The organism is Paraburkholderia sp. HC6.4b (assembly GCF_014200875.1).
Taxonomy (GTDB): Bacteria; Pseudomonadota; Gammaproteobacteria; order Burkholderiales; family Burkholderiaceae; genus Paraburkholderia; species Paraburkholderia tuberum.
Genome location: NZ_JACHDC010000002.1, coordinates 26,749 through 42,716, shown reverse-complemented (window position 1 = coordinate 42,716; position 15,968 = coordinate 26,749). Strand labels below are relative to the sequence as shown.

The following is a 15,968-nucleotide window of genomic DNA, read 5'->3' as shown; positions in this document are numbered from 1 at the left end:
TGCGATGGCAAAGACGACAGGCGGAAATCATGCAACGGGCTCACGCGCTAAAGAGCGCACCGGAAAAGTTACCGAAGCCAAGCTGACTGCATCCGCCAGAAGAACGTCTGCTGTCAGCGTTGCACCGGCTGCCGGGAAGAAGTCGTCGACCACTGCGGCCGCGCAGGCCGCACCGGTTCGGGCGGCGAAAGCTGTAGCACCGCCGGCTGCCAAGCGGGCGGGTGTCAGAAGCGCAAGGGAAGCGGCTGCCGTTCAGGACGATGCGGTAGCGCGCGTGACTTCAGTATCCACGGTTCAACCGGCTGTTGTCCAACAGCCGGGGATCGAGACTACAGCCGGTACGGCGAACTCCATGACGAAAAAGCTGAATGAAGTACCCGTCGATGACGATGCAACCCAGACCGAAGAAACCGCTGCCGCCGCACCGGGCAAGCCGGAGAAGGTCAAGGCTCGCGACCGTCGTGCAAAGGAAAAAGCGCTGCTGAAGGATGCGTTCGCGTCGTCGCAGCCTGGCACGGTGGAGGAACTCGAGGAGCGTCGCTCCAAGCTGCGCGCCCTGATCAAGCTCGGCAAGGAGCGCGGCTTCCTCACGTACGCTGAAATCAACGATCACCTGCCGGACAACTTCACCGAGACCGAGGCGATCGAAGGCATCATCAGCACGTTCAACGACATGGGCGTCGCGGTCTACGAACAGGCCCCGGACGCTGAAACGCTGCTGCTCAACGACAACGCGCCCGCGGCTTCGTCAGACGACGAAGTCGAAGAGGAAGCTGAAGTCGCGCTGTCCACCGTCGACTCCGAATTTGGCCGCACCACCGATCCCGTGCGTATGTACATGCGCGAAATGGGCACGGTCGAGCTGCTTACGCGTGAAGGCGAAATCGAAATCGCGAAGCGCATCGAAGACGGCCTGAAGCACATGGTGATGGCCATCTCCGCGTGCCCGACCACGATCGCCGACATTCTCGCGATGGCCGAGCGCGTCGCCAACGATGAAGCGCGCATCGACGAACTCGTCGACGGTCTGATCGACGCCGACGCGGCAGACGCCGACGGCTTCTCCGCGCAGGAGGCGGAAGCGATCGAGAATGAAGACGAGGAAGCCGAGGAAGAGGACGAAGAGGACGAGGAAGAAGACGATGGCGCGGCGCAAGCCACCGCCAACGCCGCGCAGCTCGAAGCGCTGCGGCGCGCGTCGCTCGAAAAATTCGCGTCGATCAGCGAATGGTTCGACAAGATGCGTCGCGCGTTCGAGAAGGAAGGCTACAAGTCCAAGTCGTATCTGAAGGCGCAGGAAACCATCCAGAACGAGCTAATGACGATTCGCTTCACCGCGCGTACCGTCGAGCGTCTGTGCGACACGCTGCGCGCGCAGGTGGATGAAGTGCGCCAGGTCGAGCGTCAGATCCTGCATACGGTCGTCGACAAGTGCGGCATGCCGCGTGCGGAATTCATCGCGCGTTTCCCGGGCAGCGAGACGGACCTCGAATGGGCCGACAAGATCGTCGCCGAAGGTCACGGGTATAGCGCGATCCTCACGCGCAACATTCCGGCGATCCGCGAACAGCAGCAACGTCTGCTCGATCTGCAGGCGCGCGTGGTGCTGCCGCTGAAGGACCTGAAGGAAACCAACCGTCAGATGGCGGCCGGCGAGCTTAAGGCGCGCCAGGCGAAGCGCGAAATGACCGAGGCCAACCTGCGTCTCGTGATCTCGATCGCGAAGAAGTACACGAACCGCGGTCTGCAGTTCCTCGACCTGATTCAGGAAGGCAACATCGGCCTGATGAAGGCGGTGGACAAGTTCGAATACCGTCGTGGCTACAAGTTCTCCACGTATGCGACGTGGTGGATCCGCCAGGCCATTACGCGTTCGATCGCCGACCAGGCGCGCACGATCCGGATTCCGGTTCACATGATCGAAACGATCAACAAGATGAACCGCATCTCGCGTCAGATCCTGCAGGAAACCGGTCTCGAGCCGGATCCGGCGACGCTGGCCGAGAAGATGGAAATGCCGGAAGACAAGATCCGCAAGATCATGAAGATCGCGAAGGAGCCGATCTCGATGGAAACGCCGATCGGTGACGACGACGATTCTCATCTGGGCGACTTCATCGAAGATACGAACACGGTCGCCCCGGCGGATGCGGCGTTGCACGCGAGTATGCGCGACGTCGTGAAGGACGTGCTCGATTCGCTGACGCCGCGCGAAGCGAAGGTGTTGCGCATGCGTTTCGGTATCGAGATGAGCACGGATCACACGCTCGAAGAAGTCGGTAAGCAGTTCGACGTGACGCGTGAGCGAATTCGTCAGATCGAGGCGAAGGCGCTGCGCAAGCTACGTCATCCGAGCCGTTCGGACAAGCTGAAGTCATTCCTCGAAGGGAATTGACGGCGACGGCCGCGGTTGGCCGCAAATGATGCGATCAAAGGGGCCTCCCGGTCGTTTCGCCGAAGCGAAGCGGTTGCGGAGGCTCCTTTTTCGTGTAGTATGTCGGCCAATCGACGAAACGGGCCCGGCCTTCACGACCGGGTCTTTTTTCTTGGGCTGGACGCCGTGTTGGTTGCAGGCAGTGGACTCATAATCCACCTCCGAAAGGACATCGTGGGTTCGAATCCCACCCGGCCCACCAAAGTATCGAAAAAAGGGTTCCGAATTCCGGAACCCTTTTTTGTTTTTTGGGCGGCCTTCGGCTGCCTCAGCTGGACGACCCAGTGCCAGCCTCAACCCCGGCGAGCGGCGTCCGTTGCCCCACACACCGCCCGACACCGACCCGCTCGCGCCAGGCTCCTCGCCCGCGGACGAGGAGGCGCTTAAGCGCACTCCGCGCCAGCCATAAGCGGTGATCACGCGTAATCAGGGAAACTCCGTGTAAAAGCGGGCGCAACCCCGCCGTTAGTTGAATGCGGAAGGCTTGTTGATGCATGCCGTCCGCCTTCAGCGCGGGTCTTGTCACGCGGTGGCCGGCGTCGCAATTCACCTCCGGGCAACGTCCGTGCTGAAGGCTTTTTCGAATCGCGCGCGCATCTTATAGAGACGTGACAGAGGGTGCTCACTAAAGCGAGAAATCAGAAGACCGCCGCAATGGCAGTGTCTCAATAGTGAATGCTGATTCGACGCGGTGGGCTCGGACCGTTGCGCCGCCCGGGGGCGGCAGCCATTGCTTGCGTCGGTCAATAAAGATTAGGTGAATAAGCCGTCTTGGTGATTCGACGAGTTAATCGCCCCGCCGGAAACCATTAATTGGCGGGTACGCGAGCAAGACTGCATTTGACTCTATTAAGTTCCGGCGCTCCAAAAATAAATCTCAAACGACGCGGAAAACCGTCACTTCAACCATTTGATTACAAAAAATATCGGCCGGTCTTTTCGTCAATTTGCTCCGACCCGATTACGTCACGCGTATTAAAGCACTGTTGCAAACGCGCAACTTAGAATATTGACGCGTTGCAAATTCGTTTTGGGTGGAGCTGGCGATCCGGCACCTGGATCTTGCAATAAACGGTGGAAAAACAAGAAGTTACCCCCATCGGCTCCAACATTGTTGCGAATTTCGAAAAATCCTGTTGCGTGAATTGCCTGCGTCGGTACCAGGGTGTCCCCCTACACTCACGCTTCGCTTCAAGGGTGCCCGGTCGATCCCCACGGTTCGGCCAAGCGGGCGGCGGCAAATGCGATGCATCGGCTGCTGAAGCAGGTCCTGCTCCCCGTATAAATTTTTCGAATTGGAGTTCCCATGAAAAAGAGTCTCATCGTCGTTGCGGCTGCCGCATCGTTCGCTTCGGTCGCTCACGCACAAAGCAGCGTGACCCTGTACGGTCTGCTCGACGCAGGTCTGACGTACACCAGCAACGTTGCCCACAACTCCAAGTGGGCAGCAGGTAGCGGCGGCATCAACCAGAGCATGTTCGGCCTGCGTGGTTCGGAAGATCTGGGCGGCGGTCTGAAGGCAATCTTCACGTTGGAAAGCGGCTTCAACATCAACAACGGCAAGTACGCTAACAACAACGGCATGTTCAACCGTCAGGCCTTCGTCGGTCTGTCGAGCTCGCAATTCGGTACGGTCACGCTGGGTCGCCAGTACGACGCAGCGCAGGACTACCTCGCACCGCTGACCGCAACGGGCAGCTGGGGCGGCACGTACTTCGCGCACCCGTTCAACAACGACAACCTGAACACCAACGGTGGTCTGTCGGTCAACAACTCGGTCAAGTACTCGAGCGCTAACTACGCTGGCTTCACGTTCGGCGGCACGTACGGCTTCTCGAACCAGGCTGGTGGCTTCGCAAACAACCGTCAGTACAGCTTGGGCGCCGCATACCAGTGGCAAGGCCTGCACCTCGGTGCTGCCTACGCTCAGCAAAACAACCCGGCTGCTAACGCAAGCGGCGCATCGGACGGCGTTCTGGCGAACACCGCGGGCGTGCTGCAAGGCGACTTCCGTCAGCGTCAGTTCGGCGCAGGCGCTTCGTACGGCTTCGGCCCGGCGCTGGTTGGCGTGGCATGGACGCAATCGCGCGTCGACAACCTGGTTGGCGCAGCTCCTGGTCAGCGTCAAGGCCACACCAACAACTACGAAATCAACGGCAAGTACAACGTGACTCCGGCTATGGCTCTCGGCGTCGCGTACACGTTCACCGACGCGCGCGGCTACGGCATCAACGCCGACGGTAACGACATGAAGACCCGTTACCACCAGATCGGCCTGCAGGCTGACTACTCGCTGTCGCGTCGCACCGACGTCTACGCTCAGGCTGTGTACCAGCACGCAATGGGTGACGGCGGCGTGGCTTCGATCTACAGCGGCGACAACACGGTTCCGACCTCGTCGTCGAAGAACCAGACGGCTGCTACGGTCGGTCTGCGTCACCGCTTCTAAGCTTCAGCAGAAGCTGCCTGTAGTACAGAAAGGTGCCGTTCGCGGCACCTTTTTTTATGCGCGCGGCAGACCGGTGAGCCGGTTTCCGTATGCGAGGCGAAAAAAACGGGCGTCCCTGGGGACGCCCGTTTTGCCATGACGACGTGAAACGATTCAGAAAACTGTCCGCAAACCGAGCGCAACGCCGGTCTGGTTGTCGCGGCCCGGCAGTTCGACCGTCGCCGCGCCCGACACCTTGTCGAAATCGACGGTGCCGTACACCTCGGTGCGCTTCGACAGCGCGTACTCGGCCAGTGCGACGAACGTGTAGCGATAGCCACTGCCGAGCTGACCAGCGCCGATCGCCGCGTTCGACATGTCCGACAGCGGACCCGCCACGTACGACAGCGTGAAGCCGTACATGTTGCCCGCGCCGAGATGGCCTGGCACCTGGCCCGAGAAGCCGCCGTCGCCGGTCGATTCCGAGTTCGTGCCGAATGAGTACATCGCGGCCACCGTCAGGCCTTTGAACGTGCCCGTGTACCTGATCGCGTTATCGGCGTAAAGCCCCGCGCCGAGCGCGCCAGGCAGCCACGAGTTCTCGTTGTAGTTGCCGACCGTGAGCGGGTCGTAGGTGTCGCCGAGCAGGTCGAACAGCGGCGTCTTCTGGCGACCGAGCGTCAGCGTGCCGTACGGACTGCTGACGCCGACATACGCGTTGCGGTTGAAAATGAGCCGGCTATCCGAGGCCGAGCCGTCCTGCAGGTTGATGCCGCTTTCCAGATCGAAGATCGCCTTGAGACCGCCGCCGAGGTCTTCCGAGCCGCGCAGACCCTAGCGGCTGTTGGTGATCGCGCTTTGTGCCGAAGCTTGTTCGGACGTCACGGCAACGGCGCCGCCGCCGGGCGCGCCGATGATAGATCACCGTCCGTGCCGCGCCGTCGCCGCTCTCGCGCGATGACCTATTGCCATGTTTGACAATTATGATGACGGCCCGCGCCGTGGTCGTCCGCCGATCGAAATTCGCCACGTGCTCAATAGCGTGATGTGGGTGCTGCACACGCGCGCGCCGTGGAGCGCAATGCCCGAGCACTACGTCCCGTACCAGACCGCGCATCGCTACTATCTGCGCTGGAAAAAAACGGGCGTGTTGAGCGCGATCATGCTCGCGCTGTTCAAGACCGACGACGCTCTCGAAACGCGCGCGACGCGCAAGGGCGGCGTGCGCGCCGGATAGCGAGCGCCAGTCGCGTCGCTAGATCTGTTCCCGCCCGTACGCAGCCAGCCGCTCGAGATCGAGCACCTCGATCCGGTTATACGACAGTCGCAAAATCCGCAGCTTCTCGAGGTTCTGCAGCGCCTGATTGATGCGCTGCCGCGACACTCCCGCGAGCAGACCGACTTCTTCCTGTGAAATCGCCAGCGTGCGACCCGTGTCCGGATACAGATCCGGATTGAACAGTTGCGCGAGCGATTGCGCGACGCGTGCGTCCACGTCGAGCAGCCGGGTGTTCTGGATCGACGCGATGAATTCCCCCATCCGGTTGTTCAATTGCCGGATCACGAAGCCCGTGAACGGCAGACTCGATTCGAGCAACACATGGAAGGTCGCGGACGGCACGAACATCACGAGCGACGGCTGGATCGCGGCCACGTCGTATTTGCGCAATTCGCGCTTGATCACGCTGCCTTCGCCGAACCAGCCGCCCGGCGGCACGCCCGACAGCGTGCAGCTGCGGCCCCACGCGTTCTAGATAGCGAGCTTGACGAGCCCCGAGTGCACGCCGATCCAATAGTCGGACGGTTGCTGGCGGCGGGCGATCCACGCACCGCCTTCAAAGTGCTCGGCGTGTGCGCTGGCGAGCACCATCGCCTGATGATCGGCGGCGAGCGCGCGAAACCACGCGCACGCGACGAACAGTCGCGCCACTCTGTCATTTGAATGACAGACAGTTCATGACGACAATTGCTAGGCTTGACCCTGGTTCATTCATAGAACACGGTCAACAATCGGCGGCGCGGCTCGCGCCTCAGGAGACGAAGCAATGACACAGCACATGTTCGACGAAGGCCTCGGGCGGCGCGAGGCCAATTATGTCCCGTTGACGCCGATCGATTTCCTCGTGCGCGCCGCGCAAGTGTATGGCGAGCGGCTCGCGATCGTCCATGGGGAGATCCGCCGCAACTGGCGCGAGACCTATGAGCGTGCGCGGCGGCTCGCGAGCGCGCTGCACGAGGCCGGCATCTGCCGCGGCGACACGGTCGCCGCGCTGCTGCCGAACATCCCGCCGATGGTCGAGGCGCACTTCGGCGTGCCGATGGCCGGCGCCGTGCTGAATACACTGAACACGCGGCTCGACGTCGCGACGCTGCTGTTCATGCTGCGCCACGGTGAGGCGAAGGCGCTGATCGTCGACACCGAATACGGCGAGCTCGCGCATCGCGCGGCGCTAGAATTCCCGGAGCTCCGCGTGATCAGCGTGGCCGACGCGCAGCCCGCCGACGCCGCGCAGTTCATTCGCGCGACGGACTACGAGCAGTTCCTGCAAACCGGCGACCCTTCCTTCGAGTGGACTCCGCCCGCCGACGAATGGGACGCGATCGCGCTGAACTACACATCGGGCACGACCGGTGACCCGAAGGGCGTCGTCTACCATCACCGTGGCGCGTATCTGAACGCGCTGAGCAACATCCTCGAATGGGACATGCCGAAGCACGCGGTCTATCTGTGGACGCTGCCGCTGTTCCACTGCAACGGCTGGTGCTTTCCGTGGACGGTGGCCGCCCGCGCGGGCGTCAACGTCTGTCTGCGCAAGTTCGACGCGAAGATCGTGTTCGAGTTGATTCGCCGCGAACACATCACGCATTACTGCGGAGCGCCGATCGTACAGAGTTCGCTCGTGAATGCGCCGGCCGAATGGCGCGGGGGCATCACGCATCGCGTGTCGACGATGGTCGCGGGCGCCGCGCCACCGCCCGCGGTGATCGCGAAGATGAAGCAGATCGGCTTCGATCTGACACACGTGTACGGGCTCACCGAAACCTACGGGCCGGCGGCTGTCTGCGCAAAGCAGGACGAATGGGACGTGCTCGACGATCAAATCCGCGCCGACCTGACCGCGCGCCAGGGCGTGCGTTATCACCTGCAGGCGGCGGTCGCGGTGCTCGATGCGGACACGCTCGCGCCGGTGCCGGACGACGGCGAAACGATCGGCGAGATCATGTTTCGCGGCAACATCTGCATGAAGGGCTATCTGAAGAACGAGCGCGCGACCGAAGCGGCTTTCGAAGGCGGCTGGTTCCATACCGGCGATCTCGGCGTGCGCACGGCCGACGGCTATATCCGCATCCGCGACCGCAGCAAGGACATCATCATTTCGGGCGGTGAGAACATTTCGAGCATCGAGGTCGAGGACACGCTGTACCGGCATCCCGCGGTGTCGGTGGCGGCGGTGGTCGCGATGGCCGATCCGAAGTGGGGCGAGGTGCCGTGCGCGTTCATCGAGTTGAAGGAAGGCGCGCAGGTGACCGAGGAGGAAATCATCGCGCACTGCCGGCTGTTTCTGGCCGGCTACAAGTTGCCGAAGGCGGTGCGCTTTGGCGAGTTGCCCAAGACGTCGACGGGGAAGATCCAGAAGTTCGAGTTGCGCGCGCGGATCAAGGCGGAGGGGAAAGGGTAACGCACCGCGATCACCGCTGATTCAGGGCGGCGCGAGTGGCGCGCATCGAGTCACGACGGTGCGCGCCGCTTCGGGTTGCCGTCAAATTCCCACCTTGTGCGCGTTAAAAATCAGCCGCAGGCCCAGCGCGGTCACCGCGCTCGCGGCGATGCGATCGATCCACCCCTTCCAGCGCAGATAGATTTCGCGCGGCCGTTGGCTCGAAAAGCACAGTGCGACGATCGTGTACCAGCCCGCCTCGATCGCGAAGATCGCCGGCGGCAGCGCGAAATAGCACCACACCGGCGGATGTTGCGGCAGCAGCGCAGCGAAGATACTGCCGTAATAGACAGCCGTTTTCGGATTGCTGAGCTGCGTGCTCAAGCCGATCCAGAACGACTTGCGCGGATTGCCGCCGCTGCCGGTTCGCGTTTCGCTGAACGCGAGCGGCTTCGCGGCGCCGCGCCAGATTTTCGACGCCAGATAGACCAGGTAGACGCCGCCGGCCACTTTCAGCCCGACGTAGAGCCATTCGACCGTCGCGAGCAGCGTATAGAGCCCGAGCAGCGCGATGCCGCTAAAAAACACACCGCCGATACCCATGCCGAGCGCTGTCGCGAGACCGTCGCCGCGCGACAGACCGATCGCGTTGCGTGCGACGATGACGAAGCTGGGCCCTGGACTCATCGCGCCCAATAGCAGCGCGGCGAGGATCGTGAGGATGGCGGTCGAGGCGGGCATGGTCGTGTCTCCTGATGTCGGGCCGATGCCAGATGTTCTGGCGAATACAGAGTCTCGCATTGTCCGCCAATCGCGCGGTGGAAGCCACGAATACCGAAAACTCGGAAGTCGCGCAAGCAGTGCAATTAGAAAAAGTTCTTTGCTGCGGCCAAAATACATCGAATGCTAGAATGACTCTCCATACGCGGAAGCTCCCTCGTCACGACGAGGCGCCGCACGACGCGAAACACGGGCGCAATTCGAGCCACGCCGATTTTTCGAGTAGCCGATTCGCCTGATCCCAGCGCTTCAACTCAGGCGCTTTACTTCAGGCGCTTTAATTCAGGATCTGACAGGCATCACTTGCAAATGCGGGTTTTCACGCATTTGCATGGATCGCGTGAATTCGTCGAATTGCTTCCATTCAAATTGAATTACGCACGACGAGCCTCGCGTTGCTATGCGAGTTGCCCGTTTGTCTAATGCCAGCAAGAGCTGCGACACCAATACGTTATGAAACAACGAGAAGGACAACAACGACTGTTCGAACGCCACGAGAACCTGCGCGAGCGCATGATCGCGTGGATCCGCCGACGCATGGACGACCACGGCATCACATTCGAAGCGCTGGCCGAATCGCTCGAAGCCGATGCGAACGCCGTGGCCGCGGTGCTGTATCGCGACGCGTTCGGTAACACGTGGGACGGTCGCGGCGATAAACCGGCGTGGCTCGCGCGCGCGATTCACGCCGGACAAAGCATCGATCATTTCCGCTGCTGAGCGCGCGCAGGCGCACCGCAAAACGCCCGCGCGAAAAAAAGCCCGCGCAAGGCGGGCTCGATCTTTACTGCTCGGAGTCTCGCGACGAATCGCGCATCACAGGTCGAAAAACACGGTTTCCTGATCGCCCTGCATGTGGATGTCGAAGCGATACACGTTGGCCGTACCGGCAACGCGGCGCGCGATCAGCGTATTACGGCGCTCGGCCGGCACCGACGCCAGCACGGTGTCCTGCTCGTTCGCCTGCGCTTCGTCCTCGAAATAGATGCGCGTGAACGTGTGCAGCAGCATGCCGCGCATCGTCAGGATTACGTCGATGTGCGGCGCTTCGTCGGGATTCGCGCGGCCCGGCTTCACCGTCTCGACGATGAAGCGCTTGTGCGGATCCGTGCCCGTACCGACGCGCGCAAAGCCGTGAAAGCCGGTCTTCAAAATTTCTTCGCGCGATTCCGGATAGTGGCCGTTCGAGTCGACTTGCGACATCTCGATCATCGCGTCGCCGATCACCTTGCCGTCGCCGTCGAACACCTGACCGACGATCGTGATGTGCTCGCCGGCCGCTTCCATGTCGGCCAGAACGTTCGTGAACAGGCTCTTGAAGTCGAAATCGTATTGCTGCGGGCAAAGACCGTAGGCGAAGTACGGACCAACGGTTTGCGAAGGCGTTTGCTTGAGAGTCGTCATGGCTTAGCGCTCCATCGGGGTTTCGTTCGGGCCGCGCAGCACGATGTCGAAATCGTAGCCGAGCGCGTAGGCCTCTTGCGTGGTGTCGAGCGAGAACTTCGAGACCATGCGCTCACGGGCGTGCTCGGGCGTGCCCTGGTAGATCGGGTCGAATGCGAGCAGCGGATCGCCGGGAAAGTACATCTGCGTGACGAGACGCGAGCCGAAGTGGTCGCCGAACAGCGAGAAATGGATGTGCTGCGGACGCCAGGCATTCGGATGGTTGCCCCACGGATACGCGCCCGGCTTGATGGTCATGAAGCGGTAACGGCCTTCGTTGTCGGTGATGCAGCGGCCCGCGCCGAGGAAGTTCGGGTCGAGCGGCGCGTCGTGCTGGTCGGCCTTGTGCACATAGCGGCCGGCGGCGTTCGCTTGCCAGACTTCCACCAGCGTGTTGCGCACCGGGCGGCCGCCTTCGTCGAGCACACGGCCCGTCACGATGATGCGCTCGCCGAGCGGTTCGCCATTGCGCACCGCGTTGCGGGTCAGGTCGCTGTCGAGCGGGCCGAGGTCGTCGGTGCCGTAGACCGGTACGCGCTGGTCGCGCAGCCGTTCCTTCAGCGGAATCAGCGGACGCGACGGACCGCGTTTGACCGACGAACCGTACGGCGGATAGATGTACTCGGGATGGGACGCGAAATCTCGCGGCGAGAGAATTGAATCTTCCATGAGGTGTCTCCGTTGGAGGAATCGGGGATGCGACGTTATGACTCGCACTTTATACAAAGCGTGCGGTTATGAAAAATGACGTTTTTGCCCGTTTCGTATAACCTTCCGTTATGCAACGCAGTCTCGCGGATAGCCGCGTCAAATTCCGTCATCTCCAGTGCTTTCTGGCCGTCGCGCAGTTCGGCAGCGTCCAGCGGGCGGCGGACAGTTTGTCCATCACGCAGCCGGCGGTATCGAAGACGGTCGCCGAGCTGGAGACCATTCTCGGCGTGAAGCTGTTCGAGCGCGGCCGTCACGGCGCGGTGCCGACGCGCGAGGGGCAGCTTTTCATGCCGCACGCGAGCGCCTGCGTGAGCGCGCTGCGCCAGGGCGTCGATCTGCTTGCGCGGGCCGAGGGCGCGGCCGCCGCGACGCTCGAAGTCGGTGTGCTGCCCACTGTCGCCGCGGTGCTGGTACCGCCCGTGCTGAGACAGTTCGCGACGCAGTGGCCGCGCGTGATCGTGCGCCTCGCGACCGGCGCAAATCCGGAATTGCTCGAACGCCTGAAAGCGGGGTCGATCGAATTCGCGATCGGCCGCCTCGCGGACCCGGAGCGGATGGTCGGCCTGAGTTTCGAGCAACTGTTTACCGAGCCGCTGATCGCGGTCGTGCGCGCCGGGCATCCGCTGGCGCAAGGGAAGGCCTTGCCCGCCACGTCGCTGGAGGAATTTCCGATCGTGCTGCCGCCGTTCGGCACGCTGATTCGCCAATCGGCCGAGAGCCTGCTCGGCGCGTGGGGCGTGCCGCCGTTGTCGGCGTTCGTCGAGGTGTTGTCGGTATCCACGGGGCGCGCGCTGACGCTCGAAAACGGCGCGGTGTGGTTCGTGCCGCAAAGCGCGGTCGAATACGAACTCACGCACGGCATGCTGGTGCGCTTGCCGCTGCCGTTTGCGGGCACCGGCGAACCGGTGGGGCTGATTCGTCGCTCGGATACGCAGCCGTCGACGGTGGGACGCGCGTTCATCGAGGCGGTGCGCGAGGTCGCGCGGGGCAGACGGTTGCGAACGCCCCGCGACCCGGTGTAAAAACACGGTGCGAAAGCCGCCGCAGACCGTTGTTCCTGCGGCACGCCGCGTGCGCGCCACGAGCGAGCACGCACCACGCAGCCCCTCGCGAACGACCGGAACACTTCGCGCCGAACCCGGAAAGACCGGCCCCGCGTCGAAAGACCGTACAAGGAGATTGCCATGCCCAGCGACTTGCCCACTCCAGAGGCCGCGCAGTGCGCCGTATTGGCGCCGCAGCACAATCCGCTCGGCACGGCCGGCCTCGAGTTCGTCGAGTTCGCCGCGCGCGATCCGCAGGCGCTCGGCGAGACCTTCACGCGGCTCGGCTTCAAGGCGATCGCGCGTCATATCAGCAAGGATGTGACGCTGTATCGCCAGGGCGAGATGAATTTCCTGATCAACGCGGAGCCCGATTCGTTCGCAGCGCGCTACGCGGAAGAATACGGGGTCGGCATCTGCGCGATCGGGATTCGCGTCGCCGACGCACAGCGCGCGTTCGAACGCGCGGTGGAACTCGGCGCGTGGGCGTTCGAAGGCGAACGCCTCGGTGCCGGCGAACTGCTGATTCCGGCCATTCAAGGCATCGGCGATTCGCACATCTATTTCGTCGATCGTTGGCGCGGGCGAGGCGGTCAGCGCGGCGGCCTCGGCGATATCTCGATCTTCGACATCGACTTCCGGCCCATCGAGATCGACACGGCCGCAGCCGATCTGAATCACGCGGGCAGCGGCCTGATCGCGGTCGACCATCTGACGCAAACCGTTGGCGAAGGCCGCATGCAGGAGTGGATCGACTTCTATCGCGACCTGCTGAATTTCCGCGAGATCCACGAGCTGCACGCCAACTGGCATGTGTCGGCGGAATCGCGCGTGATGGTGTCGCCGTGCGGCGCGATCCGCGTGCCGCTGTACGAGGAAGGCACGGGCCGGACCAACCTGATGCACGAGTATTTGCCCGATCATCCGGGCGAAGGCGTGCAGCACATCGCGCTCGCCAGCGACGACATCTTCACGTGCGTCGAGCGTCTGCTCGCGAACGGCGTCGAATTCGTCGAGCCGCCGCCGCGCTACTACGAGCAGCTCGATGCACGTTTGCCGGGCCACGGGCTCGATGTCGAGCGACTGCGGCGCACGCATGTGCTCGTAGATGGCGAGATCGGCGCGGACGGCGTGCCGCTGCTGTTTTTCCAGACCTTCGTGCGCCGCCGCGCCGGCGAGATTTTCTTCGAGATCGTGCAACGCCAGGGACATCATGGCTTCGGCGAAGGCAATCTCGCCGCATTGGCCCAGGCGCGCACCGGCAGCTGAACACTGCGCGTAGTCGCATGCGTGATTGGATCGCTCACGCATGCGGCTTTCGTCGCGTCACGCCCCCTCGGGCCGCTCCACCAACTCCGGATAAATCGCGCCGTATGCGGCGGCCTCGCGCAGCAGCCACTCGCGGAAACTCGCGAGCGGCTTGCCGTGACTCAACTCGGTCGGATAGACAAGGTAGTACGCGGCCGCGGCGAGCGCGGGTGTGTCGAACGGAATCACGAGACCGAACTGCCGCAACTGCGTGTCGACGAAAAAGCGCGGCACCAGCGCGATGCCGAGTCCGGCCGCGGCAGCGCTGATCAGCATCGTGTGCAGTTCGTAGCGCACGCCCTGCATCGTGCGGTTGTCGTCGATGCCGAGATTCGCGAACCAGCTCGCCCAGCCGTCGGGTCGCGTCGTCGAATGCAGCAGCGGATAGTTGAGTAGTTCGGCGACGTTGCGGACCGGCCGCTTCAGCAGACTCGCCGCGCAGATCGGCACCACTTCCTCGCAGAACAGAAAATCGGCCGACGTACCCGGCCAAGTCGGCTTGCCGTAGTGAATTGCCGCTTCGAAATGCGTCTCGGCGAACGGGAACGTCGCGGTACGCACGCCCATGTTCACGCGCACGTCTGGGTATTGTTCATTGAATGTTGCCATGCGCGGAATTAACCACTGCGATGCGAACGTCGGCAATACCGCGAGCTCCAGATAGCCGCCGCCGCTGCCGTGCGCGATGATCGACAGCGTGTCGCGATCGAGGTGTTCGAGCGAGCGTCGCACCTGGGCGCTGTAGACCTTGCCCGCGCGCGTCAGCACCACGCGTTGCTTGACGCGCACGAACAGCCGCACGCCGAGATTGCTTTCGAGCGTATTGATCTGTCGCGACACCGCGCTTTCGGTGAGGAACAGTTCGCGCGCCGCATGCGTGAAGCTCTGGTGCCGCGCGGCGGCTTCGAACGCGAGCAGCGCGCCCATGTTGGGAATCTTGAACTTTCGCACCTTAATTCCAAAAACGCATCAAGTGGCGAGTTTATCTCGCTTTACGGGGCGCAGCGCATTTTGAATAATCTCGCCCGTTATGAGGCGCGCGTGCAGCGCTCAACGTATAGCGTGGAGAAGCCGGATGCGAAACCTGAAGAATGCGAACGTCGAACAACTGCTGGTGAAGCTGCTGGGCGCGCAGAAAGCCGCGCGCCTGTTTGCGACGCTGAATCATCCGCGTGTGTTGAACGAGTGGGAAAGCGGCAGCGTCACGCGCGCCGAACTCGCACAGGCGATGAACATGGCGCTGTTCGACGATCTGCTCGCGCGCTCGGAAAACGGCCGCCGCTATACGGAGGAAACCGTCGCCGGCGGCGGCAGCGTGTACTTCGATCATGGCGCGCTGCGCACCGTGCGCTGGCCGCACAGCGGCGCGCTGCCGCCCGGCGAGGCCGCGTTCGCGCGCATCCTGCGGCCGCTCGGCTTTCGGATCAACGGCCGTTACCCGCTCGATCGTCTCGGCATGACCGGCCGCGCGTGGGCGCATGAGGACGCCGCCGACGAGATCGCGCAGTTCTTCGTCAGCGAACTGCACCCGGAGCGTTTTTCCGCGACGTTCCAGCAGGCGGTGACGAACGTGATCGGTGCCTCGCGCGATCCGTTGACGCCGCGCGCCCATGGCCTCTTGTGGGAACTCGAACGCGATGGCGTGCTGCCGCTCGATGCGGCGCAGGAGTTGCTACCGGTGATCGTCGGTGCGTTCGCGCGTCAGCACGAGATGCCACGCGAAGCCGATTACGAAGTATTGTTGAAGGAATCGGCGGAGATGGCGTGGATCGCGACCGAAGGTAACGCGTTCAATCACGCGACCGATCGCGTCGCGGACGTCTTCAAGCTGTCGGACGAACAGAAGGCGAAGGTTCGGCCGATGAAGCCCGAAGTCGAACATTCGCGTTCCGGGCGCGTGTTCCAGACCGCGTATCGCGCGGATGTCGTGCAGCGTGAATTTCGCGCGGCCGACGGCAGCGTCGTCACGCGCGACGTGCCGGGCTCGTTCTACGAATTCATTACGCGCAAGCGCAGTTTCGATCAGGACGCGCGCCGCTGGGAAACGGACCTGCGTTTCGACGCGGGCAACGCACAGGGCATCTTCCGGATGACCGCGAGCCAGGCGGCCTGAGCGCTGACGGCGGCGCGAGCGCCGGCATCGCAGACGAGGTGCGCAGTGG

12 protein-coding genes, 1 tRNA gene and 2 pseudogenes are annotated in these 15,968 nt (G+C 63.0%); 9 read left to right on the top strand and 6 right to left on the bottom strand.

Annotated features, from left to right (window positions below; translation table 11 throughout):
- Positions 1 to 4: 4 nt before the first annotated feature.
- From rpoD to HDG34_RS02470, 3 genes are all read left to right on the top strand, one after another.
- Positions 5 to 2,395 carry an RNA polymerase sigma factor RpoD gene (gene rpoD, locus HDG34_RS02480; RefSeq protein ID WP_184057451.1) on the top strand — a complete coding sequence of 797 codons (2,391 nt, stop codon included), beginning with the start codon at positions 5 to 7 and terminating at the stop codon, positions 2,393 to 2,395.
- 153 nt (positions 2,396 to 2,548) lie between these two features.
- A tRNA-Ile gene (locus HDG34_RS02475) sits at positions 2,549 to 2,636 on the top strand.
- Positions 2,637 to 3,740: 1,104 nt separating this feature from the next.
- Positions 3,741 to 4,883, top strand: a complete 1,143-nt coding sequence (locus tag HDG34_RS02470; RefSeq protein WP_184057449.1) for a porin — start codon at positions 3,741 to 3,743, stop codon at positions 4,881 to 4,883.
- Between the two features lie 153 nt (positions 4,884 to 5,036).
- Here HDG34_RS02470 and HDG34_RS02465 read toward each other — a convergent pair.
- Positions 5,037 to 5,777, bottom strand: a pseudogene (locus HDG34_RS02465) (porin).
- A 55-nt stretch (positions 5,778 to 5,832) separates the two neighbouring features.
- Between HDG34_RS02465 and HDG34_RS02460 the strand changes: the two are divergent.
- Complete coding sequence (locus HDG34_RS02460; protein ID WP_184057447.1) at positions 5,833 to 6,099, top strand: transposase; 267 nt, start codon at positions 5,833 to 5,835, stop codon at positions 6,097 to 6,099.
- 18 nt (positions 6,100 to 6,117) lie between these two features.
- Here the strand turns inward: HDG34_RS02460 and HDG34_RS02455 are convergent.
- Positions 6,118 to 6,792: pseudogene (locus tag HDG34_RS02455) on the bottom strand (Crp/Fnr family transcriptional regulator).
- 115 nt (positions 6,793 to 6,907) lie between these two features.
- Here HDG34_RS02455 and HDG34_RS02450 point away from each other — a divergent pair.
- Positions 6,908 to 8,542, top strand: a complete 1,635-nt coding sequence (locus tag HDG34_RS02450) for an acyl-CoA synthetase (protein ID WP_184057445.1) — start codon at positions 6,908 to 6,910, stop codon at positions 8,540 to 8,542.
- Between the two features lie 81 nt (positions 8,543 to 8,623).
- Here HDG34_RS02450 and HDG34_RS02445 read toward each other — a convergent pair whose 3' ends face one another.
- A complete protein-coding gene (locus HDG34_RS02445; RefSeq protein ID WP_184057444.1) occupies positions 8,624 to 9,262 on the bottom strand; it encodes a LysE family translocator in 639 nt (212 codons plus the stop codon).
- A 492-nt stretch (positions 9,263 to 9,754) separates the two neighbouring features.
- Here HDG34_RS02445 and HDG34_RS02440 point away from each other — a divergent pair, with 492 nt between their 5' ends.
- Positions 9,755 to 10,021, top strand: coding sequence for an H-NS histone family protein (locus HDG34_RS02440; protein ID WP_184057442.1), 267 nt, complete (start codon positions 9,755 to 9,757; stop codon positions 10,019 to 10,021).
- 96 nt (positions 10,022 to 10,117) lie between these two features.
- On the opposite strand, the gene pcaG is transcribed toward HDG34_RS02440, so the two are convergent.
- Together pcaG and pcaH are read right to left on the bottom strand one after the other, a co-directional pair.
- On the bottom strand, positions 10,118 to 10,705 hold the full coding sequence (gene pcaG / locus HDG34_RS02435) for a protocatechuate 3,4-dioxygenase subunit alpha (protein ID WP_184036265.1): 588 nt from the start codon (positions 10,703 to 10,705) through the stop codon (positions 10,118 to 10,120).
- Between the two features lie 3 nt (positions 10,706 to 10,708).
- The gene (gene pcaH / locus HDG34_RS02430) at positions 10,709 to 11,413 is read right to left on the bottom strand and encodes a protocatechuate 3,4-dioxygenase subunit beta (RefSeq protein ID WP_184057440.1); all 705 of its coding nucleotides are present in this window, start codon (positions 11,411 to 11,413) and stop codon (positions 10,709 to 10,711) included.
- 110 nt (positions 11,414 to 11,523) lie between these two features.
- Here pcaH and pcaQ point away from each other — a divergent pair, with 110 nt between their 5' ends.
- Both pcaQ and HDG34_RS02420 read left to right on the top strand, forming a co-directional pair.
- Positions 11,524 to 12,477 carry a pca operon transcription factor PcaQ gene (pcaQ, locus tag HDG34_RS02425; protein ID WP_184057438.1) on the top strand — a complete coding sequence of 318 codons (954 nt, stop codon included), beginning with the start codon at positions 11,524 to 11,526 and terminating at the stop codon, positions 12,475 to 12,477.
- 162 nt (positions 12,478 to 12,639) lie between these two features.
- Complete coding sequence (locus tag HDG34_RS02420; RefSeq protein WP_184057436.1) at positions 12,640 to 13,767, top strand: 4-hydroxyphenylpyruvate dioxygenase family protein; 1,128 nt, start codon at positions 12,640 to 12,642, stop codon at positions 13,765 to 13,767.
- Between the two features lie 57 nt (positions 13,768 to 13,824).
- On the opposite strand, the gene HDG34_RS02415 is transcribed toward HDG34_RS02420, so the two are convergent.
- Complete coding sequence (locus tag HDG34_RS02415) at positions 13,825 to 14,757, bottom strand: LysR substrate-binding domain-containing protein (protein ID WP_184057434.1); 933 nt, start codon at positions 14,755 to 14,757, stop codon at positions 13,825 to 13,827.
- A gap of 124 nt (positions 14,758 to 14,881) precedes the next feature.
- Here HDG34_RS02415 and HDG34_RS02410 point away from each other — a divergent pair, with 124 nt between their 5' ends.
- Positions 14,882 to 15,919 carry a DUF1338 domain-containing protein gene (locus HDG34_RS02410; RefSeq protein WP_184057432.1) on the top strand — a complete coding sequence of 346 codons (1,038 nt, stop codon included), beginning with the start codon at positions 14,882 to 14,884 and terminating at the stop codon, positions 15,917 to 15,919.
- The last annotated feature ends 49 nt before the right edge of the window (positions 15,920 to 15,968 follow it).